The sequence below is a fragment of the Thermomonas sp. XSG genome, from assembly GCF_014678725.1.
Lineage (GTDB): Bacteria > Pseudomonadota > Gammaproteobacteria > Xanthomonadales > Xanthomonadaceae > Thermomonas.
This window is the reverse complement of record NZ_CP061497.1, coordinates 2976908-3002081: the sequence shown is the minus strand read 5'-3', so window position 1 is coordinate 3002081 and position 25174 is coordinate 2976908. Positions and strand designations below refer to the sequence as shown.

At 69.5% G+C, this 25174-nt stretch carries 27 protein-coding genes and 1 pseudogene; 27 read left to right on the top strand and 1 reads right to left on the bottom strand.

The annotated features are described in order from the left end of the window. Nucleotides 1–5: 5 nt before the first annotated feature. The 27 genes and pseudogenes from fliG to ICG51_RS13940 all read left to right on the top strand — a co-directional run. The gene (gene fliG, locus ICG51_RS14070; RefSeq protein WP_190282505.1) at nucleotides 6–989 is read left to right on the top strand and encodes a flagellar motor switch protein FliG; all 984 of its coding nucleotides are present in this window, start codon (nucleotides 6–8) and stop codon (nucleotides 987–989) included. After that, complete coding sequence (locus ICG51_RS14065; protein ID WP_190280937.1) at nucleotides 986–1573, top strand: FliH/SctL family protein; 588 nt, start codon at nucleotides 986–988, stop codon at nucleotides 1571–1573. Before fliG ends, ICG51_RS14065 begins: the two co-directional genes overlap by 4 nt. Before the next feature lie 118 nt (nucleotides 1574–1691). Beyond that, on the top strand, nucleotides 1692–3071 hold the full coding sequence (fliI, locus tag ICG51_RS14060; protein ID WP_190280936.1) for a flagellar protein export ATPase FliI: 1380 nt from the start codon (nucleotides 1692–1694) through the stop codon (nucleotides 3069–3071). Further along, nucleotides 3068–3514 carry a flagellar export protein FliJ gene (fliJ, locus tag ICG51_RS14055; protein ID WP_190280935.1) on the top strand — a complete coding sequence of 149 codons (447 nt, stop codon included), beginning with the start codon at nucleotides 3068–3070 and terminating at the stop codon, nucleotides 3512–3514. The genes fliI and fliJ overlap by 4 nt, the downstream gene beginning before the upstream one ends. Then, on the top strand, nucleotides 3511–4680 hold the full coding sequence (locus ICG51_RS14050; protein WP_190280934.1) for a flagellar hook-length control protein FliK: 1170 nt from the start codon (nucleotides 3511–3513) through the stop codon (nucleotides 4678–4680). The genes fliJ and ICG51_RS14050 overlap by 4 nt, the downstream gene beginning before the upstream one ends. Before the next feature lie 154 nt (nucleotides 4681–4834). Then, on the top strand, nucleotides 4835–5344 hold the full coding sequence (locus ICG51_RS14045) for a flagellar basal body-associated FliL family protein (RefSeq protein ID WP_190280933.1): 510 nt from the start codon (nucleotides 4835–4837) through the stop codon (nucleotides 5342–5344). A gap of 13 nt (nucleotides 5345–5357) precedes the next feature. Beyond that, nucleotides 5358–6353 carry a flagellar motor switch protein FliM gene (gene fliM, locus ICG51_RS14040; RefSeq protein WP_190280932.1) on the top strand — a complete coding sequence of 332 codons (996 nt, stop codon included), beginning with the start codon at nucleotides 5358–5360 and terminating at the stop codon, nucleotides 6351–6353. Next, nucleotides 6350–6706 carry a flagellar motor switch protein FliN gene (fliN, locus tag ICG51_RS14035; protein ID WP_190280931.1) on the top strand — a complete coding sequence of 119 codons (357 nt, stop codon included), beginning with the start codon at nucleotides 6350–6352 and terminating at the stop codon, nucleotides 6704–6706. The genes fliM and fliN overlap by 4 nt, the downstream gene beginning before the upstream one ends. A 253-nt stretch (nucleotides 6707–6959) precedes the next feature. Continuing rightward, nucleotides 6960–7328 carry a flagellar biosynthetic protein FliO gene (gene fliO, locus ICG51_RS14400; protein WP_223809639.1) on the top strand — a complete coding sequence of 123 codons (369 nt, stop codon included), beginning with the start codon at nucleotides 6960–6962 and terminating at the stop codon, nucleotides 7326–7328. Next, the gene (gene fliP, locus ICG51_RS14025; RefSeq protein ID WP_190280929.1) at nucleotides 7325–8131 is read left to right on the top strand and encodes a flagellar type III secretion system pore protein FliP; all 807 of its coding nucleotides are present in this window, start codon (nucleotides 7325–7327) and stop codon (nucleotides 8129–8131) included. The genes fliO and fliP overlap by 4 nt, the downstream gene beginning before the upstream one ends. Nucleotides 8132–8143: 12 nt before the next feature. Continuing rightward, nucleotides 8144–8413 carry a flagellar biosynthetic protein FliQ gene (locus tag ICG51_RS14020; RefSeq protein ID WP_190280928.1) on the top strand — a complete coding sequence of 90 codons (270 nt, stop codon included), beginning with the start codon at nucleotides 8144–8146 and terminating at the stop codon, nucleotides 8411–8413. Between the two features lie 10 nt (nucleotides 8414–8423). Then, a complete protein-coding gene (gene fliR, locus ICG51_RS14015; RefSeq protein ID WP_190280927.1) occupies nucleotides 8424–9212 on the top strand; it encodes a flagellar biosynthetic protein FliR in 789 nt (262 codons plus the stop codon). Between the two features lie 6 nt (nucleotides 9213–9218). After that, nucleotides 9219–10361 (top strand): flagellar biosynthesis protein FlhB, encoded by a 1143-nt coding sequence (gene flhB, locus ICG51_RS14010; protein WP_190280926.1) that lies wholly within the window; start codon nucleotides 9219–9221, stop codon nucleotides 10359–10361. A 38-nt stretch (nucleotides 10362–10399) separates the two neighbouring features. Continuing rightward, entirely contained in the window at nucleotides 10400–12448 is a 2049-nt protein-coding gene (flhA, locus tag ICG51_RS14005) for a flagellar biosynthesis protein FlhA (RefSeq protein WP_190282504.1), read from the top strand. A gap of 38 nt (nucleotides 12449–12486) precedes the next feature. Further along, nucleotides 12487–14034 (top strand): flagellar biosynthesis protein FlhF, encoded by a 1548-nt coding sequence (flhF, locus tag ICG51_RS14000; RefSeq protein WP_190280925.1) that lies wholly within the window; start codon nucleotides 12487–12489, stop codon nucleotides 14032–14034. Beyond that, entirely contained in the window at nucleotides 14021–14878 is an 858-nt protein-coding gene (locus tag ICG51_RS13995) for a MinD/ParA family protein (protein ID WP_190280924.1), read from the top strand. The genes flhF and ICG51_RS13995 overlap by 14 nt, the downstream gene beginning before the upstream one ends. Beyond that, on the top strand, nucleotides 14875–15624 hold the full coding sequence (locus ICG51_RS13990) for an RNA polymerase sigma factor FliA (RefSeq protein WP_190280923.1): 750 nt from the start codon (nucleotides 14875–14877) through the stop codon (nucleotides 15622–15624). The genes ICG51_RS13995 and ICG51_RS13990 overlap by 4 nt, the downstream gene beginning before the upstream one ends. Before the next feature lie 98 nt (nucleotides 15625–15722). After that, the gene (gene cheY / locus ICG51_RS13985; RefSeq protein WP_190280922.1) at nucleotides 15723–16115 is read left to right on the top strand and encodes a chemotaxis response regulator CheY; all 393 of its coding nucleotides are present in this window, start codon (nucleotides 15723–15725) and stop codon (nucleotides 16113–16115) included. Beyond that, the gene (locus ICG51_RS13980) at nucleotides 16112–16729 is read left to right on the top strand and encodes a protein phosphatase CheZ (protein WP_190280921.1); all 618 of its coding nucleotides are present in this window, start codon (nucleotides 16112–16114) and stop codon (nucleotides 16727–16729) included. Before cheY ends, ICG51_RS13980 begins: the two co-directional genes overlap by 4 nt. 2 nt (nucleotides 16730–16731) lie before the next feature. Further along, the gene (locus ICG51_RS13975) at nucleotides 16732–18516 is read left to right on the top strand and encodes a chemotaxis protein CheA (RefSeq protein WP_190280920.1); all 1785 of its coding nucleotides are present in this window, start codon (nucleotides 16732–16734) and stop codon (nucleotides 18514–18516) included. A 9-nt stretch (nucleotides 18517–18525) separates the two neighbouring features. Then, complete coding sequence (locus tag ICG51_RS13970) at nucleotides 18526–19266, top strand: flagellar motor protein (RefSeq protein ID WP_190280919.1); 741 nt, start codon at nucleotides 18526–18528, stop codon at nucleotides 19264–19266. 11 nt (nucleotides 19267–19277) lie between these two features. After that, entirely contained in the window at nucleotides 19278–20189 is a 912-nt protein-coding gene (motD, locus tag ICG51_RS13965) for a flagellar motor protein MotD (protein WP_190280918.1), read from the top strand. Further along, on the top strand, nucleotides 20189–20953 hold the full coding sequence (locus ICG51_RS13960) for a ParA family protein (RefSeq protein WP_190280917.1): 765 nt from the start codon (nucleotides 20189–20191) through the stop codon (nucleotides 20951–20953). Before motD ends, ICG51_RS13960 begins: the two co-directional genes overlap by 1 nt. Beyond that, nucleotides 20950–21897 carry a chemotaxis protein CheW gene (locus ICG51_RS13955; protein ID WP_190280916.1) on the top strand — a complete coding sequence of 316 codons (948 nt, stop codon included), beginning with the start codon at nucleotides 20950–20952 and terminating at the stop codon, nucleotides 21895–21897. The genes ICG51_RS13960 and ICG51_RS13955 overlap by 4 nt, the downstream gene beginning before the upstream one ends. A 110-nt stretch (nucleotides 21898–22007) precedes the next feature. Continuing rightward, the gene (locus ICG51_RS13950) at nucleotides 22008–22292 is read left to right on the top strand and encodes an STAS domain-containing protein (protein ID WP_190280915.1); all 285 of its coding nucleotides are present in this window, start codon (nucleotides 22008–22010) and stop codon (nucleotides 22290–22292) included. Beyond that, nucleotides 22289–22654, top strand: coding sequence for a response regulator (locus tag ICG51_RS13945; RefSeq protein WP_190280914.1), 366 nt, complete (start codon nucleotides 22289–22291; stop codon nucleotides 22652–22654). Before ICG51_RS13950 ends, ICG51_RS13945 begins: the two co-directional genes overlap by 4 nt. Before the next feature lie 17 nt (nucleotides 22655–22671). Continuing rightward, nucleotides 22672–24654, top strand: a pseudogene (locus tag ICG51_RS13940) (chemotaxis protein CheW); the annotation flags it as partial. A 156-nt stretch (nucleotides 24655–24810) separates the two neighbouring features. Here the strand turns inward: ICG51_RS13940 and ICG51_RS13935 are convergent. After that, the gene (locus ICG51_RS13935) at nucleotides 24811–25131 is read right to left on the bottom strand and encodes a DUF3817 domain-containing protein (RefSeq protein ID WP_190280912.1); all 321 of its coding nucleotides are present in this window, start codon (nucleotides 25129–25131) and stop codon (nucleotides 24811–24813) included. Between the last annotated feature and the right edge of the window lie 43 nt (nucleotides 25132–25174).

Here is a 25174-nt window from a genome sequence, read left to right as displayed (position 1 = left end):
ACACCCTGACCGGCGTCCAGCGCGCCGCCGTCATCCTGCTGTCGCTGGGCGAGCAGCAGGCCGCCGAGGTGCTCAAGCACATGGGCGCCAAGGAAGTGCAGAAGCTGGGCGTGGCCATGACCTCGGTCGGCGGCGTGTCCCGGCAGGACGTCGAGAAGGTGATCGACGACTTCGTGGACACCCTGGAGCAACCCAATATCGGCAGCGGCGCCGACGAGTACGTCCGCAGCGTGCTGGTGCAGGCGCTGGGCGAGGAGCGCGCCAGCAGCCTGATCGACCGCATCCTGCTGGGCCGCAACACCACCGGCCTGGACACCCTGAAGTGGATGGAGCCCCGGGCCATCGCCGACCTGGTGCGCAACGAACACCCCCAGATCATCGCCATCGTGCTGTCGCACCTGGACCCGGACCAGGGCGCGGACGCGCTGAAGTTCCTGCCGGAGCGCACCCGCGCCGACGTGCTGATCCGTATCGCCACCCTGGACGGCATCCCGCCGCACGCGCTCAATGAACTGAACGACGTGATGGCCAAGCAGTTCGCAGGCAACCAGAACCTCAAGTCCTCCTCCATCGGCGGCGTCAAGGTGGCGGCCAATATCCTCAACTTCATGGACAGCGGCCAGGACGAGGTCATCCTCGGCACCATCGCGCAGATCGACGAAACGCTGACCGCCAGCATCCGCGACCATATGTTCGTGTTCGACAACCTCGCCGAGATCGACGATCGCGCCATGCAGTCGGTCCTGCGCGAGGTCCCGGCCGACCGGCTGGCGCTGGCCCTGCGCGGCGCCGACACCAAGGTCAAGGACAAGATCGCCGCCAACATGTCCCAGCGCGCCGCAGAGATGCTGGTCGAGGACATGGAAGCCCGCGGGCCGGTGCGCCTGGCCGAGGTCGAAGCCGCGCAGAAGGAAATCCTCGCCATCGTCCGCAAGATGGCCGAAGACGGAACCATCCAGCTGGCCGTGAAGGCCGAGGTCTTCGTATGAGCAACACCGTGCGCTGGGCCGCGCCGGAACTCGCACCGCCGCCGCCCCCGCCGCCGCAGGAGCCGCTGCGGCACATGCCCAGCGTGGAGGAACTGCAGGCCATCGAGGAGGCGGCGCACGCGGAGGGCTATGCCCGCGGGCACGCGGAAGGGGTGGCCGCGGGCCAGGCCGAGGTGCGTCGCATCGCCGCGCAGATGGAAGGCATCCTCGACGCGTTCACCCGGCCGCTGGCGCGGCTGGATGGTGAAGTCGGCGATGCGCTTGGCGATCTCGCCGTACGCATCGCCGGCACCCTGCTGCGCCGCAGCTATGCGGTTGAGCCGGCGCTGTTGGAGGCGCTGGTGCGCGAAGCGTTGGAGCTGGCCGGCAGCGACCAGCGCCAGGTGGAACTGCGCCTGCATCCGGACGACCTGGCCATGCTCAGCCCACAGCTGCTGTCACTGCAGGGCGTGCGCCTGAGCGGCGATACCACCCTTGCCCGCGGCGACCTGCGCCTGCATGCCGACAGCGTGCGCATCGACGGCAGTCTGTCTGCCCGGCTCAACGCCACCCTGCAGCGGATCATCGCCGGAGCCGGCGCGTGAACCGGTGCGCAAGGCCCTTGATCTTTTGCGCGAAAAAGCGCTGGATAGGCATGGAGAACCGTGACGTCCGTCGCGATTCATTGCAGGACGCCAAACGCAGCCCCGCGGGAAGCAGCCGATGAGCATTGCCGCCGCACAATGGGACGAAGCACGCAGCCTGCGGCTGGCGATGCGGTTGCGCGGCATGGACACCGAGCGCATTCCGGCCATGGGCATGGTCCGCGAAGGCGTACTGCGCCGCGCCGTTGGCCTGACATTGGAGGCCACCGGCTGCGAGGCCCCATTGGGATCGCGCTGCAGCGTGGAAAGCAGCGGCGGCCGCTGGGTGGACGCCGAAGTGGTCGGCTTCGCCGGCGATCGCACCTTCCTGATGCCCACCTCCGACCTGTCCGGCCTGCTGCCCAACGCACGCGTCATCACCGGCTCCAGCCGTGGCGAGGTGGCGGTGGGCGAAGGCCTGCTGGGCCGCGTCATCGACAGCGACGGCGTGCCGCTGGATGGCCGCCCGCCGCTGCGCGCCGAGGATTTCGTCGGTCTGTCGGGCGTCCAGATCAACCCGCTGATGCGCGAGCCGATCACCCGCTCGCTGGACGTCGGCGTGCGCGCCATCAACGCCCTGCTGCCGATCGGCCGCGGCCAACGCGTCGGCCTGTTCGCCGGCTCCGGCGTCGGTAAATCGACGCTGCTGGGGATGATGACCCGCTACACCGCCGCCGACGTGATCGTGGTCGGCCTGATCGGCGAACGCGGCCGCGAAGTGCGCGATTTCGTCGAAAGCACCCTCGGACCCGAGGGCCTGCGCCGTTCGGTCGTGGTGGCCGCCCCGGCCGACCGGCCGCCGCTGGCACGCCTGCACGGCGCCCTGCGCGCCACCGCCATCGCCGAATGGTTCCGGGACCAGGGCTTGCATGTGCTCCTGCTCATGGACTCCCTGACCCGCTTCGCCCACGCCCAGCGCGAGATCGGCCTGTCGGTCGGCGAACCGCCGACCACCCGCGGCTACCCGCCGTCGGTATTCGCACGCCTGCCGGCGCTGGTGGAACGCGCCGGCAACGGCGCCGACGGCCGCGGCTCGATCACCGCCTTCTACACCGTGCTGACCGAGGGCGACGACCAGCAGGAGCCAATCGCCGACGCCGCCCGCGCCATCCTCGACGGCCACATCGTGCTCACCCGCCGGATCGCCGACGCCGGCCTGTACCCGGCCATCGACGTGGAGGTCTCGGTCAGCCGCGTGATGCAGGACATCACCGATCCGGCTTGGCGCGGCCGCATCCGCCGCCTCAAGCAGCTGATGGCCGCCTACAACGCCCAGCGCGACCTGATCGCCATCGGCGCCTACCAGCGCGGCAACGACCCGGTAGTCGATGACGCCCTTGCATTGTGGCCGCAGATCCTCCAGTTCCTTGGCCAGGATGTCGCCGAATCGGCGGACGTCGAAGCCAGTCGCAATGCCCTCGCCCGTCTGCTCGACGGCGCTCCGGAGATCGCCCTATGACCCGTTCGCAACGACTGAACCCCCTCCTCCGGGTCACCCAGCAGCGCCAGGACACGGTGGCGAAGATGCTGGCCGAGCGCGACAAGACGCTGGCCGAACAGCAGCAGCGCCTCGACACGCTGAAGGAGTACGCCGACTCCTACAGCGTCGCGCCGTCCGGCGGCACGCTGGCACCGGCCATGCTGGCCAACCACGTGGCGTTCCGCGCCAAACTCGATACCGCCCTGCAGCAGCAGGCGCAGGTGGTCGATACCTCCCGCCAGAACTGCGAAGTCGAGCGCGCCCGGCTGATGCTGGCCAGCCGCGACAACAAGGTGCTGGAGCAGCTGGCCGCCAGCTATCGCGCGGAGGAACTGCGCGTGGCCGACCGCCGCGAGCAGCGCGAGCTGGACGACCTGGGCGCGCGCCGCGTCCGCGTGGCGCAGGAAGGCAGCGAACCATGATGGGCGAAACCGCCAGCCTGCCGCTGCCGACCGCTGCGGCTGCGCCCGCCGCCGCGGTACTGGCGGCAACGGCCACCACCGCCCCCCCTGCGGGCACTGCCGCGCAGGACGCGCCCGGCACCCCGGCCGGCAACCCCAGCCTGCTGTTCGACCTGCTGCTGGGCGAGCAGTCGGAAGCGGCCGCGATTTCGCTGGCTGGCGTGCTGCCGGCCACCACCCGCCCCGCTACCAGCGAACGGCCGGAAGAAACGCCTGCCGCCGATCCGCTGCTGAGCGTATTGGCGCAGATGCCGCAAACGCCGCAAGTGGCAGTGCTGCCGGTGGCTGCGCCCGTCCTGCCAACGCCCACGACGAACGCCGCTGCCGACACCGCCTCGCGGCCGCTGGCCGTACTGGCGGCCAGCCAACCGGGTCTGGGCGTGGGCTTGGTTGGCGCCGATATCACCATGCCAGCGCCCGCAACCACCACCTCTCCCACGACCGGCCTGCCGGCGGACACCGCGCCCGACACTGGCCTGCCGGCCGCGCACGCCGCGCGCTCCGCCCTGTCGCAGCCGGGCTTCGCCCACCAGGCAGCGGGCGCCGATGCGTCGCTGCCGGGCTTCGTATTGCCCGTCGCGGAACAGGCCGCTACCCCCATCGAGGCGCCTGCGGCGGCATCCGCCACCGGCCCGATCAACGCGCTGCAGTCGCTGGCCGGGGTTCAACCGGCCAGCACGCCAGCCGCGCCGCTCGCGGCACCGGTACTGACACAGCCGGCCGACCCCGCCAACGGCTATGACGACGGCTTCAGCGGCCACGTGACTTGGCTGGCCGGGCAACGCATCGGCCAGGCCGAGATCCGGGTGGTCCCCGAGCACCTGGGCGCCATCGACATCCGCCTGCAGATGGACGGCAACAACGTGCGCGCGGAGTTCCACAGCACCCAGCCGGAAGTCCGGCAGGCGCTGGAAGCCAGCCTGCCGCGGCTGCGCGAAATGCTCGGCCAGCACGGCCTGCAGCTGGCCCATGCCGGCGTCGGCCAGGGCCAGGGCGGCCAGCGCCAGTCCGGCGACGGCCTGCCGCAGCCGGGCCAGGGCAGCGGTTTGACCCTGCCGGAGGAGGCCGGTTCGCCGCTGCCGCCGGATTTCCGTCGCGGCCGCGGACTGCTCGACGTCTACGCCTGATCACAGGCACCGCCAAGCCGCGCATACGCCCCGTGGCTGGCGTTGAGCGCTTGCCATGCCCGCCGCGCAGGCAGTCCGGCAGCATTGACCATTGCATTGCCGGCACGCGATTTGCACCATGTCGGGCATAGCCCGCTCAAGGATGGACCGATCCGTGCCAGCAGCACCTGCCAGAACTCCGACTGCCAAGCCCGGCGCCGCCGCGCCTGAAGCGCCACTGCCGAAGAGCAAGCCGAAGAAGATGCTGTTCATCGTCCTGGCCCTGGTGGCGATCATCGGCGCCGGTGCCGCCGCGGCGCTGTGGTTCCTGAAGCCCGCCGCCCCTGCCGGTGCCAAGCCGACAGGCCCTGCCCAGTACATCGCGCTGGAACCGGCCTTCGTGGTCAACCTGGCCGACGAGGGCGGCGCGCGCTACCTGCAGGCGGACGTGCAACTGCAGACCCGGGATGGGGACACCGCCGCGGCGGTGGCGCTGCACACCCCGATCATCCGCAACAAGCTGCTGCTGCTGTTCGGCCAGCAGACCTCGCAGCAGCTGACCGGCCGCAACGGCAAGGAACAGCTGCAGGCGCAAGCGCTGGCCGAGGTCAAGAAGACCCTCAAGGCGCAGCATGCGGCCAACCAGGTGGACGCACTGTTGTTCACCAGCATCGTGATCCAGTAGGCGGACCAGCCCGATGACCACCGACCTGCTCAGCCAGGACGAGATCGACGCCCTCCTCCACGGGGTGGATTCGGGCGCGGTCGACGTCGAGCCACCGCCCGCCCCGGGCGAGGCGCGGACCTACGATTTCGCCACCCAGGAGCGGATCATCCGCGGTCGCCTGCCGACCCTGGAGATGATCAACGAACGCTTCGCACGGACCTGGCGGATCGGCCTGTTCAACCTGCTGCGTCGCTCCGCCGACCTGTCGGTGCGCGGCATCGACATGATCCGCTTCGGCGAATACATGCATTCGCTGCAGGTCCCCACCAACATCAACCTGGTGAAGATGAAGCCGCTGCGCGGCACCGGCATCGTGATGTTCGAGCCGCGCCTGGTGTTCACCGTGGTCGACAATTTCTTCGGCGGCAACGGCAAGTACCACACCCGCATCGAGGGCCGCGAGTTCACCCCCACCGAGATGCGGGTGATCCAGCTGCTGCTCAAGCAGACCTTCTCGGACTTCGCCGAGGCCTGGGCGCCGGTGATGAACGTGGAGTTCGAGTACATGAACTCCGAGGTCAATCCGCACTTCGCCAACATCATCAGTCCGCGCGAGTACATCGTGGTCTGCCGTTTCCACGTCGAACTGGAAGGCGGTGGCGGCGAGCTGCACCTGGCGCTGCCGTGGTCGATGCTGGAACCGATCCGCGAGCAGCTCGACGCCGGCGTGCAGAGCGACCGCGTCGAGAAGGACGAGAACTGGACCAGCGCGCTGCACGCGCAGCTGCAGGACGTGGCGGTGGACGTGAAGAGCACCCTCGCCACCCGCCAGATCAGCCTGCGCGAGCTCAGCAAGCTCAAGGTCGGCGACGTGATCCCGATCGATCTCAAGCCCGAGATCCCCGTGCATGTCGAACACCTGCCGCTGTTCACCGGCGAATTCGGCGTCCACAACGGCAGGAACGCGGTGAAGATCACCGACGTACACGCCCCCCGCTCCCCACAGACTCCGGTACCGACGCTATGACATCCATCGACGAAGCTGCCCAGCTTGCCGCCTTCGAGGCCCTGACCGCCGGAACCGCCACCGATCCCAATGCCAACAGCGGCCCGAAGGTCGACCTCAACCTCGATGTCATCCTCGACGTGCCGGTGACCCTGTCACTGGTGGTCGGACATGCCCGCATCCCGATCCGCAACCTGCTGCAGCTCAACCAGGGTTCGGTGGTGGAGCTGGAACGCGCCGCCGGGGAACCACTGGACGTCTACGTCAACGACACCCTGATCGCCCAGGGCGAGGTGGTGGTGGTCAACGACCGCTTCGGTGTCCGCCTGACCGACGTGGTCAGCCCGAGCGAGCGCATCAAGCGCCTGCGCTGAGCCGATGGACAACACCGCACTTCCCGGCAGCACACCTGCGCAGAACGCGTCGCGGCCCGCGCCCACGGGCGCCGCTCCCGCGCAGGACGCCAGCGCCCCGGCCAATGCCGCCTCCCCGAGTGGGCAGCTGGCGCAGGCGCCAGGCGCAGCCACTGCGACGCATGCGCAAGCGGCCCCGGCCGGTACCGACGTGGCGGCACCGGTCGCGACAGCAAAGACCATCGCCGGCATCCCGGCGCGCCCGACCAAGGCCATTGCAGGCGTCCAGCAGCCCGCGCATGCCGCCCCGCCCAGCGTGGCCGGCAGCATCGGTGGCACCCTGTTCGCGCTGGCGCTGGTACTGGGCCTGATCTTCGGACTGGCCTGGCTGGCACGGCGGATGCCAGGCATGACCGGCTTGCGCGGCAACGGCGGCCTGCGTGTGGTGCGCTCGCTGGCGCTGGGCACGCGCGAGCGCTTGGTGGTGGTGGAGGTGGGCGGCACCCAGCTGCTGCTCGGCACCGGCGCCGGCGGCACCCGGTTGCTGCACACCCTGGAAACCCCGCTCGCTGACGACGCCCCCGCGCAGCCGACGCCGTTCGCACAACTGCTGGCGCAACGCCTCGGGAAAAAGCCGGCATGACCCTGTCCCTGCCCCGCCCGCGCACGCTGCTGGTCCTGTGCGCACTGGTCTGCTGCCTGTTCGCGGGTGACGCATTCGCACAGGCTGCCCAAGCCGTCCAGGCGGCGCCGGCGGCCGCACCTGCTTCACCGTCGCTGCCGGCGGTGAACGTCGGCCAGATCGGCAACCAGCCGGTCAGCATGCCGATGCAGGTGTTGCTGCTGATGACCAGCATCACCCTGCTGCCGGCGCTGCTGCTGGGGGTGACCGCGTTCACCCGCATCATCATCGTGCTCAGCCTGCTGCGGCAGGCGCTGGGCACCGGCCAGGCGCCGTCCAACCAGGTCCTGCTGGCGCTGGCGCTGTTCCTCACCGCGATGGTGATGCAGCCGGTGTTCGACCAGTCGTGGAACGCGGGCATCGCGCCCTATCTCGACAAGCAGATGGACTTCCGCACCGCCTGGGAGGCGGCATCGGGGCCGTTCCGCGCCTTCATGCTGGCGCAGGTGCGCGAAAACGACCTGATGACCTTCGCCAACCTGTCCAACACGGGACCCTACGCCACGCCGCAGGACGTGCCGTTCGGGGTGCTGGCCGCGTCCTTCCTCACCAGCGAGCTGAAGACCGCGTTCGAGATCGCGTTCCTGATCTACATCCCGTTCGTGATCATCGACCTGGTGGTGGCCAGCGTGCTGATGTCGATGGGCATGATGATGCTCTCCCCGATGCTGATCTCGGCGCCGTTCAAGATCCTGCTGTTCGTGCTGGTGGACGGCTGGGTGCTGGTGGTCGGCGCCCTGGCCGGCAGTTTCAACACGATCTGACGTGGCCCGCCGATGAGTCCGGAAACCGCCCTCACCCAGCTGGCCCAAGGGCTGTACATGGCCCTGCTGCTGGCCATGCCGCTGCTGCTGGCGGTGCTGGCCACCGGCGTGGTGGTGGGCATCCTGCAGGCCGCCACCTCGATCAACGAGCCCACCGTGGCGTTCGTGGCCAAGGTCATCGCGCTGGTGGCGGTGGTGGCGCTGATGGGCAACTTCCTGCTGGGACGGCTGGTGTCGTTCACCACCGAGCTGTTCCAGCAGATCCCGCACCTGATCGGCTGACACCCGGGGCATGGACGACATCACCTTCATCAGCGCGCAGGGCGTCAACCTGTTCGCGATGCTGGGCACGGTGCTGTGGCACGCGATCCGGATCGGTGCTGCCCTGCAGGTGCTGCCCTTCATCGGCGGCCGCGGCATGCCGGCGCGGGCACGCCTGATCATCACCCTGGCGGTGTCGGCGGCGCTGTCCGGGATGCTGCCGGTGCCGCCACCGGCGGCGGTGGACGCGCTGACGGCACTCAACGTGCTGCGTGAATTCGCCATCGGCATCGCCATCGGGATGGTCCTGCGGCTGGCCTTCGAGGTCGGCATCCTGGCCGGCCAGTTCATCTCGCAGGACATGGCGCTGTCGTTCGCCACCATGGCCGACCCCGCCAACCAGAGCCAGATGTCGGTGCTGTCGCTGTGGTTCTACCTGTGCTTCGGACTGATCTTCTTCACGCTCGATGCCCATCTGGCATTGTTCAAGTTGCTGGCCGACAGCTACCGGGCACAGCCCATTGGCGCCCCATTCGCCGATTTTGCGGCGTTCCTGGCGGTGGTTCCCGGATTTTTCCCTACCGTACTGCGCACCGCCGTGCTGCTGTCGCTGCCGGTCACGGTGGCGATGCTGGCGGTGAACATCGTGGTCGGCGTGCTCTCCCGCGCCGCGCCGCAGTTCAATCCCATCCAGATCGGCATGCCGCTGGCGCTGCTGGTCGGGCTGCTCCTGCTGATGGTGCTGGTACGGGAATTGCTTCCTCCTGTTGAGGCGTTGTTCGGGCAGGCATTCGAGGCCGCCCGCGCCATCACGGGTTGAGTCGGAATGAGTGAGTCGGCGGATCGCGAGGACCGGACAGAAGCCCCCAGTCCCAAACGCCTGCGCGAAGCCCGCGAACGCGGGGACGTGCCGCGCTCGCGCGAGCTGGCCAATGTTGCGGTGCTGGGCGCGACCGCGGTCGCGATCCTGGCCAGCAGCGGCTACATGGCGCGCACCTCGCTGGGCTGGATGCGCGGCGCGCTGAGCTTCGACCCCACGCTGATCGGCCACGCCGACCGTCTGCCCAAATACGCAGCCCTGCTGGTGGCCGGTGCCGCGCTGCCGGTACTGCCGCTGCTCACTGTGGCGCTGCTGGCCTGCTTCATCGCGCCGCTGGCGATGGGCGGCATCGTATTCAGCAACCAGGCGCTGCAGCCCAATTTCGACCGTCTCAGCCCGATGGCCTGGCTGCGCCGCACCTACGGCCAAGAAGGTGCGGCCGAGCTGGTCCGGCAGATCCTGCGCATCCTGATCATCGGCGCCATCGGCGCCTGGGCCGTGCACCGCGCGCTGCGCTTCATCCCGCAGTTGCAGAAGATGCCGCTGGAGGCGGCGGTGTCCGAAGGCATGGGCTTCATGCTGCACGTGCTGGTCGCGGTGGTCGGGGCGATGGGCCTGCTGGCCGCCGCCGACGTGCCCTACCAGCACTGGAACTGGCGCCAGAAGCTGAAGATGACCAAGCAGGAGCTGCGCGACGAGCACAAGGAAAACGAGGGCAACCCGGAGGTCAAGGGCAAGGTCCGCCAGCTGGCCCGGCAGATGTCGCAGCGGCGGATGATGGAGGCGGTACCCGAGGCCGACGTGATCGTCACCAACCCCACCCACTACGCGGTGGCGCTGAAGTATGAAGCCGGCAAGATGCGGGCGCCCAAGGTGGTGGCGATGGGGGTGGACGAGATCGCGCTGAAGATCCGCGAGATCGGCAACGCCCACCGGGTGGCGACAGTCGCGGCGCCGCCGCTGGCACGCGCCTTGTATCGCAACGCCAAGCTCGACCAGGAAATCCCCGTGCAGCTCTACGCCGCCGTCGCCCAGGTGCTCTCCTACGTATTCCAGCTGCGCCGCTGGCACCCTTCGCACGGCCCGATGCCCCAGCTGGCCACGGTTGCCGTGGATCCGTCGCTGGATGACGGGAAATCGCCGCGATGAGCGCCGCCCCGGACAACCGCGCGCAGGGCGCCAGCTCGATGTCTTCGCTCCTCCAGTCGATGCGCAGCGGCGCGGCGGCGCCGGTGGTGGTGCTGGCGATGCTGTCGATGGTGGTGGTGCCGCTGCCGCCGTTCCTGCTCGACCTCCTGTTCACCGTCAACATCGCGATGTCGCTGATGGTGCTGCTGGCGGTCGTCTACGTGAAGCGCCCGCTGGAATTCTCGGTCTTCCCCAGCGTGCTGCTGATGGTCACGCTGCTGCGGCTGTCACTGAACGTTGCCTCCACCCGCGTGGTGCTGCTGCACGGCCACCAGGGCGGGGCCGCGGCTGGCCACGTCATCGAATCGTTCGGCAGTTTCGTGGTGGGTGGCAGCTACGCGGTCGGCATCGTGGTGTTCGCCATCCTCACCATCGTCAACTTCGTGGTCGTGACCAAGGGCTCCGGGCGCATCTCGGAAGTGTCGGCGCGCTTCATCCTCGACGCCCTGCCCGGCAAGCAGATGGCGATCGACGCCGACCTCAACGCCGGCCTGCTGACCCGCGAGGAAGCCAAGCTGCGTCGCGAGGAAGTGCGCAACGAAGCCGATTTCTACGGCTCGATGGACGGTGCCAGCAAGTTCGTGCGCGGCGATGCCATCGCCGGCCTGCTGATCCTGTTCATCAACCTGATCGGCGGCGTGCTGATCGGCATCCTGCAGCACGACATGGCCTTCGGCGACGCCATGCAGACCTACACCCTGCTGGCGATCGGCGACGGCCTGGTGGCGCAGCTGCCGGCGCTGCTGGTGTCCACCGCGGTAGCGATGCTGGTCACCCGCGCCACCCGCGAACAGGAAATGGGCGCCGCGGTCGGCGCGCAGGTGTTCGGCCAGCGCCGCGCGCTGGTGGTGGCGGCGGCGCTGATGGGCCTGATCGGCATCGTGCCGGGCATGCCCAACCTGCCGTTCCTGCTGTTCGCCGGCATCCTGGGTTACGCGGCCTGGCGCTTGAAGAAGCACGAAGACGCGGCCGCCGAACCGGCGGCGCAGGACATGGCGGCCCCGGGCTCCAGCGCGGTGGCGGAACTTAGCTGGGACGAAGTGGCGCCGGTGGAGCCGCTGGGCCTGGAAGTGGGCTACAAGCTGATTGCGCTGGTGGACAAGGCGCAGGGTGGCGAGCTGCTGACCCGCCTCAAGGGCGTGCGCCGCAAGCTGACCCAGGATTTGGGCTTCCTGATCCCGGCCGTGCACGTGCGCGACAACCTCGAACTGGCCGCGGGCCAGTACCGCATCCTGGTCCACGGGGTGCCGGTGGCCGGCGGCGACCTGCATCCGGACCGGATGCTGGCACTGGATCCGGGCCGGGTGTTCGGCCCGCTGGAAGGCATCCCCGGCAAGGACCCGGCGTTCGGGCTGGATGCCACCTGGATCCTGCCCAGCCAGCGCGCCCACGCCGAATCGCTGGGCTACACGGTGGTCGATGCCGGCACCGTGGTCGCCACCCACCTGTCGCATCTGGTGCGTGAACGCGCCGCCGAACTGCTCGGCCACGACGAGGTGCAGCAGCTGCTGGCCAGTGTCGGCAAGGCGTCGCCCAAGCTCGTCGAAGACCTGACGCCGAAGCTGCTGCCGCTGTCGGTGATCGTGCGGGTGCTGCAGTCGCTGCTGACCGAGAAAGTGCCGCTGCGGCAGATGCGCCGGATCGTGGAGGCGCTGCTGGAGCACGGCATTCATACCCAGGACCCGTCGGTGCTGACCGCCGCCGTGCGCACCGCACTGGGCCCGTTCATCGTGCAGGAGCTCAACGGGATGGCGCCGGAATTGCCGGTATTCACCCTGGCCCCGCAATTGGAACGCATATTGCAGGACTCGGTCAGCGGCCAGGGCGCCGCGTTGGAACCCGGACTCGCCGAGCGTCTGCACCAGAACCTCAGCGAGTGCGTGGCCCGGCAGGAACAACGCGGCGAACCCGCGATCCTGCTGGTCCCGGGCGGGATCCGCGCGGCGATCTCGCGGCTGGTACGCCACAGCGTGCCGCAGCTTTCGGTGCTGGCCTACGGCGAAGTCCCCGAAGACAAGCGGTTGCGGTTGCTGGGGGCGGTTGGCTGAGCTTGGCACCCCGACAGACTGGATAGCGGATCAACACCATGAGAATCAAACGCTTCACCGCCCCCGACATGCGCACCGCGCTGCGCATGGTGCGCGACGAACAGGGCCCCGACGCGGTGATCCTGTCCAGTCGCCAGGTCGCAGAAGGCGGCGTGGAAGTGGTAGCCGCCACCGATTACGACGAGGCGCTGGTGCAGCAGACCCTGCGCACCATGAACGTGCCCGCGCCCTCCGCCGAAGCCCCGGCCCGCGCCCCCGCGGCCAGCCGCGGCAGCGAACGCGCGGTGTTCCGGATCGACGGTGTGGAAGTCCCGCCGCTGGAAAAACCCGCGCTGCCGGAACGCCAGGCCAGCCGACTGGAACAGATGATGGCCGCGTTCAAGCCCGCCGCCCGCGCGTCCAGCCCTGCCGCCACACCGGCTGCGCAGACCGTCGCCGCGCAGGCGCGGCAGCCCGAACCCGTTGCCGGCACGGGCGCGCCGCGCATTGACGTGCGCATCGACGATGACGAGGCGCTCCAGCCCACCGATTTCGCCCAGGCCCTGCGCCGCGCTGCCGCGCCGCCGCTGCCGACCCAGCCGCTGGTCGCGCAGCCTCCCGTCCCGACTGCCACGCCCGCCGCGGCCGTAACGCCGGTGCGGGCCGACGAGTCCCCCGCGCTTCGGGTGATCGAAACCGATCCGGCAGTATCCGCGCTGCGCGCCGAACTGGCGGCGATGCGCAAGGTGATCGAACGCGAGATGGGCCAGTTCGCGACCGAGCGCCTGCGTGGCTCGCCCGCACGCGCGGCTGCCCTCGACGCGCTGGCCGCTTTCGGCTGCGATGACGCGCTGTCGCAGCGCATCGCCCAGCGCCTGGACCCGACCCTGCAGACCGAAGCCATCCTGTCGCCGCTGCGCGAAGCGCTGGCCACAGAGCTGCCAGTGGCCGACGGGGAACTGCTGGAGCGCGGCGGCATCGTCGCACTGCTCGGGCCCACCGGCGCCGGCAAGACCACCACCATCGCCAAGCTGGCGGCCCGCTATGCCGCCCGCCACGGCGCCCGCGACGTGGCCTTGGTCAGCACCGACAACGAGCGCGCCGGTGCACGCGAACAGCTGCACGTGCTCGGCCGCCGGCTGGGCGTGACCGTGTGTGATGCCGACGGCCCGGAAGCCCTCACCCACGCGCTGGAGCAGCTGGCCGATTACCCGCTGGTGCTGATCGATACCGCCGGCCACGGCCTGCGCGACCGCGCCCTGCTGCGGCAGATCCTGTGGGTGCGTGCCGCCAGCAACGTGCGCAGCCTGCTGGTGCTGCCGGCGAACGCGCATCCGGCCGATCTGGGTGAACTGCTGCGCCGCTACCGCCCGGCGGCGCCGGAAGCGGTGATCCTGACCAAGCTGGACGAAAGCATCCGCCCGGGGGCAGCACTCTCGGTGCTGGTGCAGCATAATCTGCCGATGGCGTACACCACCTCCGGTCAACGGGTACCCGAGGACCTCGAGCTGGCCGACGCCCGGGAGCTGGCCAGCGCCCTGGACTTCCCCCGTCGCGACAACAGCGTCAGCCCCAACCACGACGAAGGCCGCCATGCATCCGCTTGAGTCCCATCGCGCCGCGAACGCCACCACCGCGCCCCGCGTGATCGCCGTGACCGGCGGCAAAGGCGGCGTGGGCAAGACCACCACCTCGATCAACCTCGCCATGGCCCTGGTCAACGCCGGCCAGCGCACCATGCTGCTGGATACCGACCTGGGGCTGGCCAACGTCGACGTGATGCTGGGGCTGTCGCCGCGCTTCACCCTGGCCGACGTGTTCGCCGGCCGCTGCGAACTGCGCGACACCGTCATCGAAGGCCCGCGCGGCCTGCTGGTGGTGCCGGCCGCCTCCGGCAAGCGCCACATGACCGAACTGCTGCCGCAGCAGCACGTCGGCCTGGTCAACGCGTTCTCGCATCTCGACATCCCGCTGGACGTGATGATCGTGGACACCCCGGCCGGCATCAGCGACGGCGTGCTGACCTTCTGCCAGGCCGCGCAGGACGTGATCCTGGTGGTCTGCGACGAGCCCGCGTCGGTGACCGATGCCTACGCCCTCATCAAGGTGCTCAGCCGCGACCGCGGCGTGAACCGCATCCAGGTGGTGGCCAACCAGGTGCCCAATGTCAACGAAGGGCGCGCGGTGTTCGACAAACTGGAGCGCGTGACCTCGCGTTTCCTCGACGTGACCCTGTCCTACCTCGGCGCGATCCCCCGCGACGAATGGCTGCGGCTGGCGGTGCAGCGGCAGGAATCGGTGGTCGACGCCTTCCCCACCGCGCCGGCGTCGCTGGCGTTCCGTGACATCGTCCGCAAGATCGGCCAGTGGCAGGCGCCACAGGGTCCGCGCGGCCACGTCGAATTCTTCACCGAGCGTCTGGTCGCCGCCCAGGGGAGCGCCTGTGCATGAGCACCGGGGCCGCCCAGTATCGCGCCCAGCAGACCGGTGATGCCGCCGCGATCGTGGCTCGCCATGCCGAACTGGTGCGCCGCATCGCGCACCACCTGGCGGCGCGGCTGCCCTCCAGCGTCGATATCGACGACCTGATCCAGGCCGGCATGATCGGCCTCATCGAAGCGGCGCGGAACTTCCAGTCCGACCAGGGCGCCACCTTCGAAACCTATGCTTCGATCCGCATCCGCGGCTCGATGATCGACGCGATCCGCGCCGGCGACTGGGTCCCGCGCTCGGTCCACCGCCGCTACCGCGACGTGGTCGCCGCCACTCGCAACGTGGAGCAGCGCGAAGGCCGCGCCGCCACCTCGCAGGAAATCGCCGGCGTGCTGGGCATGAGCGTCGACGACTATCACCACGTGCTGCAGGACGCCGCCCGCGGCCAGCTGCTGAGCCTGGACGAATACGCCGAGGAACACGACGGCGAGCCGCGCCTGGAACACCAGGACAACATCACCCCCGCCCGCCGCTTCGAGCAGGGCGCTTTCCGGTCCGCGCTGGGCGACGCCATCGAGAACCTGCCGGAGCGCGAGCAGCTGGTGCTGTCACTGTACTACGAGCAGGAAATGAACCTGCGCGAGATCGGCGCCGTGCTCAACGTCAGCGAATCACGGGTCTGCCAGATCCATGGCCAGGCCATGCTGCGGCTGCGCTCGCGGCTGACCGACTGGCGCAGCGAGATCGACGCCGAAATGGCCTGAGCGGAGTGCCCCGGGGCTGCATCCCCGGCGTGGATGCGGCACCATCAAGATTCCCGGTCGCCGACCGTTACCGTTACCGAATATCCACAGGATCCACTATGGACAAGGGCATCCGCATCCTCATCGTTGACGATTTCTCGACCATGCGCCGCATCGTCAAGAACCTGCTCAACGACCTGGGTTTCACCAACACGGCGGAAGCCGACGACGGCACCACCGCGCTGGTCGAACTGCAGAAGGCGAAGTTCGACCTCGTCGTCACCGACTGGAACATGCCGGGGATGCCCGGCATCGACCTGCTCAAGGCGATCCGCGCCGACGAATCGCTGGCCAAGATCCCGGTGCTGATGGTCACCGCTGAGGCCAAACGCGAGCAGATCATCGAAGCCGCGCAGGCCGGCGTGAACGGCTACATCATCAAGCCCTTCACCGCCGCGACCCTGGAAGACAAGCTGGTCAAGATCTTCGAACGGATGGAGAAAGCCGCATGAGCCTGCCGCTGCGACCGCCGTCCGTTCCCGCCGGCGACGCCCAGATCATCGAACGCCTGCACGCCGCCATGGCGGCGCTGGAGCAAGGCGATGCCTCGGCCTGGAAGCACCACCTGGACTCGCTGCTGGAGTGGCGCCGGCAGCCGGTGGTGGAAAGCCTGGTCAAGCTTGCCCGCGAGCTGGACGACCTGGAGCGCGCGATCGACGTGCGCATCCCCGCCGCGGCCAAGGCCTCATCCGGCGGCCTGCCGGACGCGTGCAGCCGGCTCGAGCACGTGGTCAAGATGACCGAGGAGGCCAGCATGCGCACCCTCGATCTGGCTGACGAATGCCGGACCCTGCTCGGCACCATCGGCCCCGAGCACGAGGCCACCGTGGACGCGATCCGCGCGCGGCTGTCGTCGATGGTCGAGGCGCAGAGCTTCCAGGACCTCACCGGCCAGATCATCCAGCGGGTGATCCACCTGATCCGCTCGCTGCAGTCCGGCCTGGGCGACATCCAGGCGCTGCATGGCGAGGACAGCAGGGGCAACGGCCCGGCGGTTTCCGGCGTCGATGCGCCGGCGGCCACCCAAGACGAGGCCAACGACCTGCTGGCCGACCTCGGGATCTGACCATGTCGGCGGACGGCTACGACGCCCGCGCGGACTTCCTCGTCGAGGCGCGCGAGATCCTTGATCGCCTCGGCGAACAGGTCGTGGCGCTCGAGCAGGATCCCGGCGACCGCCCCACCCTCGACGCCGTATTCCGCGGTTTCCACACCATCAAGGGCGGCGCCGGCTTCCTCGACCTGCCCCCGATGGTGCAGCTGTGCCACGCCTTCGAGGACCGCATCGACGCCGCCCGCAGCGGCATCCGTGCGCTCGACGCAGCCGCCTTCGACGGTGCCCAGCGCGCAGTCGACATCCTGCTGGACATGCTCGATGCGCTGGGTCGCGGCGAGGATCTCGAGGAAGTCGACCCGGCCCTGCTGCGCCAGGTGCGCGGGGCCGACGCGCCGGTCGCCGCGGTCGCGGAGCCGGCGTTCGAGCTGCCCGACAACCTCGACGACCTCGACTTCGACGCCCTGCTAGACAGCCTGCACGGTGAAGGCGCCATTCCCGGCGCCGCCCCGCCGCCCGCACCGAAGCCGGTGGCGCCACCCGCGCCGAAACCGGCAGCGGCCAAACCGGCAGCGGCCAAACCGGCAGCCGACAGGCCTGCACCCGCGCCCGCCGAAACCGAGCACACGGTCCGCGTCGACGTGCGCCGGCTGGACGCCCTGGTCAACCTGGTCGGCGAACTGGTGCTGGCACGCAACCGCCTGAAAACCCTTCGCCCCGACCTGCGCAACGAGAACCTCGACCGCGCGGTGACCGCGCTCGACACCGTCACGGCGCGCCTGCAGGGTGCGGTGATGTCGGCGCGCATGCAGCCGGTCAGCCGGGTGTTCACCCGTTTCCCCAAACTTGCCCGCGACGTCGCCCGTCAGCTCGACAAACAGGTCGAACTGGTGGTCGAGGGCGGCGACACCGAGCTCGACCGCAATCTGGTGGAGGCACTGGCCGACCCGCTGGTGCACCTGGTCCGCAACGCCATCGACCACGGCATCGAAATGCCGGCGGTGCGCCACGCGGTGGGCAAGCCGGAAGTCGGGCGGGTGCGCCTGGCCGCGCAGCAGGAAGGCGATCACGTCGCCATCGAGGTCAGCGACGACGGCGGCGGCATCGACGCCGAGGCGATCCGTCGCAGCGCCATCCGCAAGGGCCTGATCGACAGCGAATCCGCCGGCCGCCTGTCCGAGGACGAGTGTCTGTCGCTGCTGTTCCTGCCCGGCTTCTCCACCCGCACGGAGGTCTCCGACCTGTCCGGGCGCGGGGTGGGCATGGACGTGGTGCAATCCAAGATCCGCGAGCTGTCCGGCCAGGTGCAGATCCAGTCCGAACTGGGCCGCGGCTCGCGCTTCGTCATCCGCGTGCCGCTGACGCTGGCGATCCTGCCGACCCTGCTGGTGGAGCTAGACGACGATGTCTATGCGCTGCCGCTGGTGCGGGTGATCGAAGTGGTCACCCACGACGACAGCCAGGTGATGTGGATGGACGGGCAGAAGATCCTCGACCTGCGCGAACGCCCGCTGCCGGTGCTGTCGCTGCGCGAATGGCTGGGGGTGGGCAAGGGCGTCAGCGAGGCGACCCGCGGGGTGGTGCTGCAGGCCGGCGACCAGCGCTTCTGCATGCTGGTCGACCATGTGCTCGGCCGCGAGGAAGTGGTCATCAAGGCGCTGCCGCGCAGCCTGCGTGGACTGCCCGGTTACGCCGGTGCCAGCCTGGTCGGTGACGGCCGCATGGCGCTGATCCTGGACGTGGACGCACTGCTCGAATCCGCGCAGCGCGGCTCAAGCGCCACCGCGCGCGGCCGTTAGCGTGAACATATGGATATCCTCAGTGTCATCGGCGCGATCCTCGGACTGGTCGCCCTTGTAGGCGGCAGCATCCTCAAGGGCGCGGGCCTGTCGGGCCTGTGGTCGCCGGCCGCCTTCATCATCGTCATCGTCGGCACCATCGCCGCGATCCTCCTGCAGACGCCCATGCACACCTTCCGGCGCGCGCTGGGGATCGTGCGCTGGGTGTTTTTCCCGCCGCCGCAGGACCATGCGGGCCTGATCGCGCGGATGGTGGAATGGAGCACGATCTCCCGCAAGCAGGGGCTACTGGCGCTGGAGCCGGTGCTTGACCAGCTGCCCGATCCGTTCCTGCGCAAGGGCCTGCAGATGGTGGTGGACGGCGTCGAACCGGAAACCATGCGGCAAATGCTGGAGATCGAAGCGCAGGCGCAGCACCACCGCGATACCGCCGCTGCCAAGGTGTTCGAGGGCATGGGCATCTATTCGCCGACCATGGGCATCATCGGCGCGGTGCTGGGCCTGATGGCGGTGATGAAGAACCTCAGCGACCCCAGCAAACTCGGCCACGGCATCGCGGCGGCGTTCACCGCCACCATCTACGGGATCGGCGCGGCCAACCTGATGTTCCTGCCGATGTGTTCCAAGCTCAAGGGCGTGATCCATCGCCAGCAGGTCGAGCGCGAGATGCTGATCGAAGGCCTGATCGCGATCGCCGAGGGCGAGAATCCGCGCAACCTCGAAAGCCGGCTCAACGGCTTCCTGCACTGAGGGCCACAGCCATGGCCCGCCGTCCCCGCCACCAGCACGAAGAACATCTCAACCACGAAGCCTGGGCGATCCCGTATGCCGACCTGCTCACCCTGCTGCTGGCGTTCTTCGTGGTGATGTACGCGATCTCCTCACTCAACGAGGGCAAGTACCGGGTGGTGGCGGACTCCCTCTCCGCCGCGTTCGGCGGCCCGCCGCGTTCGATCAAGCCGGTCCAGGTCGGTCAGGTGCAGCTGCGCGGCGGCGACTTCGACCACCCTTCGATGATCGACACCGGCGCGCGCCGCGGCCCGGCGCAACCCAGCCGGGTCGAAGTGCCGATGCCGGTCAGCCGGCGCGAACAACAGAACCAGGCAGCCACCGCTGCCAGCGCGCAGGCCAGCCAGGCCCAGCTGCATGCACTCGGCGACGAGATCGAAAAGGCCCTCTCCGGCTTGGTGGCCAGCGGGCTGGTGCGTGTCCGCCGCGGCGAGAACTTTCTGGCGGTGGAAATCCAGAGCGACCTGCTGTTCGCCAGCGGCGTCGCCATCCCCAGCGCCACCGCGCTGGGCACCATCCGCCAGCTTGCCGGCGTGCTGCGCAAGGCGCCGAACGCGGTGCGGGTGGAGGGCTATACCGACAACCAGCCGATCCGCACCGCGCAGTTCCGCTCCAACTGGGACCTGTCGGCGGAGCGCGCCACCAACGTGGTCTACGAGCTGATCGATTCGGGCATTGCCCCGGAGCGGCTGGCGTCGATGGGGTATGGCGAATACCAGCCGATTGCCGACAATGGCACCGTGGCCGGCCGCAGCGCCAACCGGCGGGTGGAACTGGTGATCCTTGCCGGTTCGCGCGGGGTCGACAGCGTGATGGAAGGCTTGGACATGCGCGGCACGGCCCAGCCGGCCGGCGCCGCGGCCGCAACCGGGAGCAAGCAGTGATGCGCGTGTGGGCGATCGCCAACCAGAAAGGCGGCGTAGGCAAGACAACCAGCACGCTGTGCCTGGGGCGCAGCCTGGCCGATGCCGGCAATCGCGTGCTGCTGGTCGACTTGGATCCGCACGGCTCGCTGACCCGCGCGTTCGGCGTACCGACCGAGCCGCCACCGGCGGGCACCTACGACCTGTTCAACGACAAGAATATTTCCGACGTCGCCCGGTCCAGCGGCTATCCCGGCATCGACCTGGTGGCCGCGCAGCCGGCCATGGCTACGCTGGAACGCCGCAGCGCCACCCAGCCCGGTCTGGGCCTGGCGCTGGGACGTGCCCTGCAGGCCGAGGCAGACGGCCACGACTACGCGCTGCTGGACTGCCCGCCCACGCTCGGCCTGCTGCTGGTCAACGCGCTGGCCGCCTGCGACCGCCTGATCGTGCCGACCCAGACCGACCCGCTGGCGCTGCATGGCCTGGCCGGCATGCTGCATACCGCGGCGATGGTGGAGCGTTCGCGGGCGCGCCCGCTGCTCCGACAGATCCTGCCCACCCTGTTCGACAAGCGCACGCGCACCGGGCAACAGACGCTGGAACAGCTGCAGTCGCATCCGGACGCCAGCGCATGCCCGCATCCCATCCCGGTCGACACGCGCCTGCGCGATGCCGATGCGCTGGGCAGCCGCGAGCATATGTACGGGCGTGGCCTGATCGCCTACGAACACGCCATGCAGTGGCTGCTGGACACTGCCCCCGCCGGACAGGAGGCCGCATGAGCGCATCGGGAACCACCCTGATCACCAAGCCCGACGACGGCGCGATGGTCGATGCCTATGTCGATGCGCTGCTGGCGATACCGCTGGTGCCGCCACCGGCCGCGCCTGCCTCCCCGGTAGAGCCTCCCTCCGTCGCACCTGCCGCACCGGCCGAGCCGACGCTGGAAGAAGTCAGGCAAATGGAAGCAGAGGCCGCAGGAGAAGCCGACAGCACCCGCCTGGCTGAAGTCGAGGCAGAGGTCGAGGTCGAGACCGCAGCCGGCATCGATGTCGCTCCCGAACTCGAGAGCGAGGCCGAGCCCGGGAAGGAAACTGACGACCTTCGCGAGCCCGAAACCGAAGCCTGGCAAGACGACGCGCAAGTATTCGACGGCGCCCTGGCGCCTGCCGACGCCGCTCCAGCCGCCGCCGCGCCCGAGCCCGCATGGCAGCCCGCGCAGCAGGCGATGCCGGCCGCGCGTGCACCGGCACCTGCCGCCATGCTGCCGCCGCTGGCCGAGCTCGATGATGACCGGCTGATCCAGGCAGCGCCGGCCGGCCAGCGCTGGCTGCGGGTGGCGGTTGGCGACGACCGCTATGCGGTGGAACTGCTGCGGGTGCAGGAAGTGGTGCGGCTGGCGCCGGTGATCGCCGTCCGCGGCGCGGTGCCCTCGCTGCTGGGGGTCATGAACCTGCGTGGCCGGGTGGTGCCGGTCCACGACCTGGGCCGCTGGCTGCGCCGCATGCCGGTGGAGCCCGACGAACGCGCCCGCATCGTGGTGCTGGAATACCAGGACGAGCTGGTGGGCCTGCTGGTGACCGCTGTCACCGATGTGGTCACCCTCGACACCCCGCAGATCGAGCCGCCCACGCCGGGCCTGCGCGACCGCATCGGCATGGGCATCGCTCGCACCCCCGGTGCGCCACCCACGGTCCTGCTGGACGCACGCGTGGTGTTCGACTGAGGCGGGACAGTGCAAACTGTGCGCTGACCTGCAGTTCGCGCCCATACCCTCAAGTTGCGGGCTGGCGCGCCGTTAAACGGTCTGGGATCGAACCCCTCACGAGACGCCCAATGCCATTGTCCCTGCAAGCCGACCTCGGCATCGAACAGGTCGCCGATCTGCAAGCGGCGCTGCAGCCGCACTTCGACGACGAAGTGCTGGAGCTGTCCGGCGCCGACGTGCGTCGCGTGCATACCGCCGGGTTGCAGCTGCTGCACGCCTTCATGCGGGACCGCGCCGCGCGCGGCCGCGTGACTACGATTACCCTTCCCTCTCCCACCCTGGTGGAAGCAGCGCGCCAGCTCGCGCTCGCGGCCAGCCTGGGTGTCGATTCCGCCCCCGGAGACACCGCGTGAGTGCAAACCTTCTGATCGTTGACGATTCCACCTCCATGCGCCAGATGGTGGCCTTCGCCCTGTCCGGCGGCGGCTACAACGTCAAGGAAGCGGAGGACGGCATTGCCGCGCTGGAAGTGGCCAAGACCCAGAAGTTCGACGCGGTGATCACCGACGTCAACATGCCGCGCATGGACGGCATCGAGCTGATCCGCCAGCTGCGCGCCATGCCCAGCTACAAGTTCACCCCGCTGCTGATGCTCACCACCGAGTCCGGTGCCGACAAGAAGAGCGAAGGCAAGGCGGCCGGTGCCACCGGCTGGCTGGTCAAGCCGTTCGATCCGGAGCAACTGCTCGCCACCGTTCGCAAGGTTCTCGGCTAAGCCATCTCGGGACATCCATGGACATCACCCGCTTCCACGCCACCTTCTTCGAAGAAAGCCGCGAAAACCTCGCCGCCATGGAAGCCGGACTGCTGGACATGGAATCCGGCGGCGGTGGCGGCGACACCATCCACGTCGTGTTCCGCGCCGCGCACTCGATCAAGGGCGGTAGCGCCACGTTCGGCTTCACCGCCATCGCCGACCTGACCCATCTCCTGGAAACGCTGCTGGACGAAGCCCGCAGCGGCAAGCGCACGCTCGACGGCGTGGCCATCAGCGCGCTGCTGGGCTCGGTCGATGCATTGCGCATGCTGCTGGCCGCGGCCGAACACGGCGACGCCATCGACCAGGCCATGCTGGCGCGGGCCCGCGCCGAGCTGGAGCGCCTGCTGTCCGGCGCCAGCGATGAGGCCGCCACCCAGGCCGCACCGGCCGCCGCCAAGCCGGCGGCGAGCGCCGAGCCGCAGGGCTGGTCGATCAGCTTCGAACCGGAACGCTCGCTGTTCCTCAGCGGCAACGACCCGCTGCGCATGCTGCGTGAACTCGGCCAGCTGGGTGAACTCAAGGTTGCCTGCCGTGACGACGCGCTGCCGCCGTTCAACGAACTCGATCCGTTCGAGGCCTGGCTGGCGTGGGATCTGCAGCTGATCGGCAACGTCAAGCGCTCGGCCATCGAGGACACGTTCGCGTGGGTCGAGGACCAGTGCACCCTGAGCATCGAGCCGCTGGCCGACGGTGCTCCTGCCGCAGCACCCGCTGCGTCGGCCGTCGCCGCCGCACTGCCGGTGCCGGAGGCCCCGGTGGCCGCGGCGACGCCTGCCGCAGCCGCGCCTGCGGCTGCCACGGGTGCTGGTCGCCATGATGCGGGCGAAACCACCATCCGCGTGGCCGTCGACAAGGTCGATGCCCTGATCAACCTGGTCGGCGAGCTGGTCATCACCCAGGCCATGCTGGCGCAGCGTTCCGCCGAACTCGACCCCGGCCTGCACGAGCAGCTGCTGGCCGGCCTCGGCCAGCTCGACCGCAACACCCGCGACCTGCAGGAAGCGGTGATGTCGGTGCGCATGCTGCCGGTGGATTTCGCCTTCAGCCGCTTCCCGCGGATGGTGCGCGACATCGCCTCGCGGCTGGGCAAGAAGGTCAACCTCAAGACCTCCGGCGAAGGCACCGAGCTGGACAAGGGCGTGATCGAGAAGATCGTCGACCCGCTGGTGCACCTGGTCCGCAACGCCATCGACCACGGCCTGGAAACCACCGAGCAGCGCATCGCCGCGGGCAAGCCCGAAGCCGGCACGGTGACGCTGTCCGCCGCCCACCAGGGCGGCCACATCATCATCGAGGTGGGCGACGACGGTCGCGGCCTCGACCGCGAGCGGATCCTGGCCAAGGCCGCCGAACGCGGCATCGCGGTGCCGGAGAACCCCACCGACGCGCAGGTATGGGACCTGGTGTTCGCACCCGGCTTCTCCACCGCCGAGGCGCTCACCGACCTGTCCGGTCGCGGCGTCGGCATGGACGTGGTGCGCAAGAACATCAACGCGCTGGGCGGCCAGGTGGAAATCCGCAGCCGCCAGGGCGAAGGCACCACCGTCTCGATCCGCCTGCCGCTGACCATGGCCATCCTCGACGGCATGACCGTGGCGGTGGGTGGCGAAGTCTTCATCCTGCCGCTGAACGTGGTGGTGGAGTCGCTGCAGCCCGCCGCCGACCACATCAAGACGGTGGCCGGCGATTCGCGCCTGCTGCGCGTGCGCGAGGACTACGTGCCCCTGCTCGACCTTGCCGACCAGTACGGCCTGCCGGCCACCCGCACCGACGCGCAACCGATCGCGGTGGTGGTGGAGAGCCAGGGACAGCGGCTGGCGCTGGAGGTGGACGAGCTGCTGGGCCAGCAGCAGGTGGTGGTCAAGAACCTGGAGCGCAACTACCGCCGCATCGCCGGCGTGGCCGGCGCCACCATCCTCGGCGACGGCCGGGTGGCGCTGATCGTGGACGTGGGCAGCCTGTCCACCAAGACCCAGGCTGCACCGGTGGCGATCACCGAGGAATACCTGCAGGGCGAGATGGCCAAGGTCATCGAACTGTCCAAGCGCGTGCGCAAGGTCGCCTGACCCGCACGCGCAACGTCTCGCGGCAGCGCCGCGAGGCGCATCACATCAGCGGCTGGACAGCAGCCCGCGGTGCCGATACCAGAGTTCCAGCGGCCAGGTGACCAGCGGCGGGATCGCCGCCAGCACGGCCAGCAGCAGCGCCCACATCGGCCAGCGCAAACGCGAGCCGACGATGAAGCAGGTCACCACGTAGGCCAGGAACGCCGCGCCGTGCAGGCGGCCGAACAGCCACACGCCCAGGTCGGTGGTGCCGCTGACGTACTTCAGGTACATGCCAACCAGCAGCCCGGTCCAGGTCAACGCCTCGATCAGCGCGATGGCAACGAACAGTTTTCCGGAGGGGGCGAGCGGCGGTTTGGTCGTCATTGCGGAATGCGCTGGCGTGGTCTGGCGAAGGGCCGCACACCAT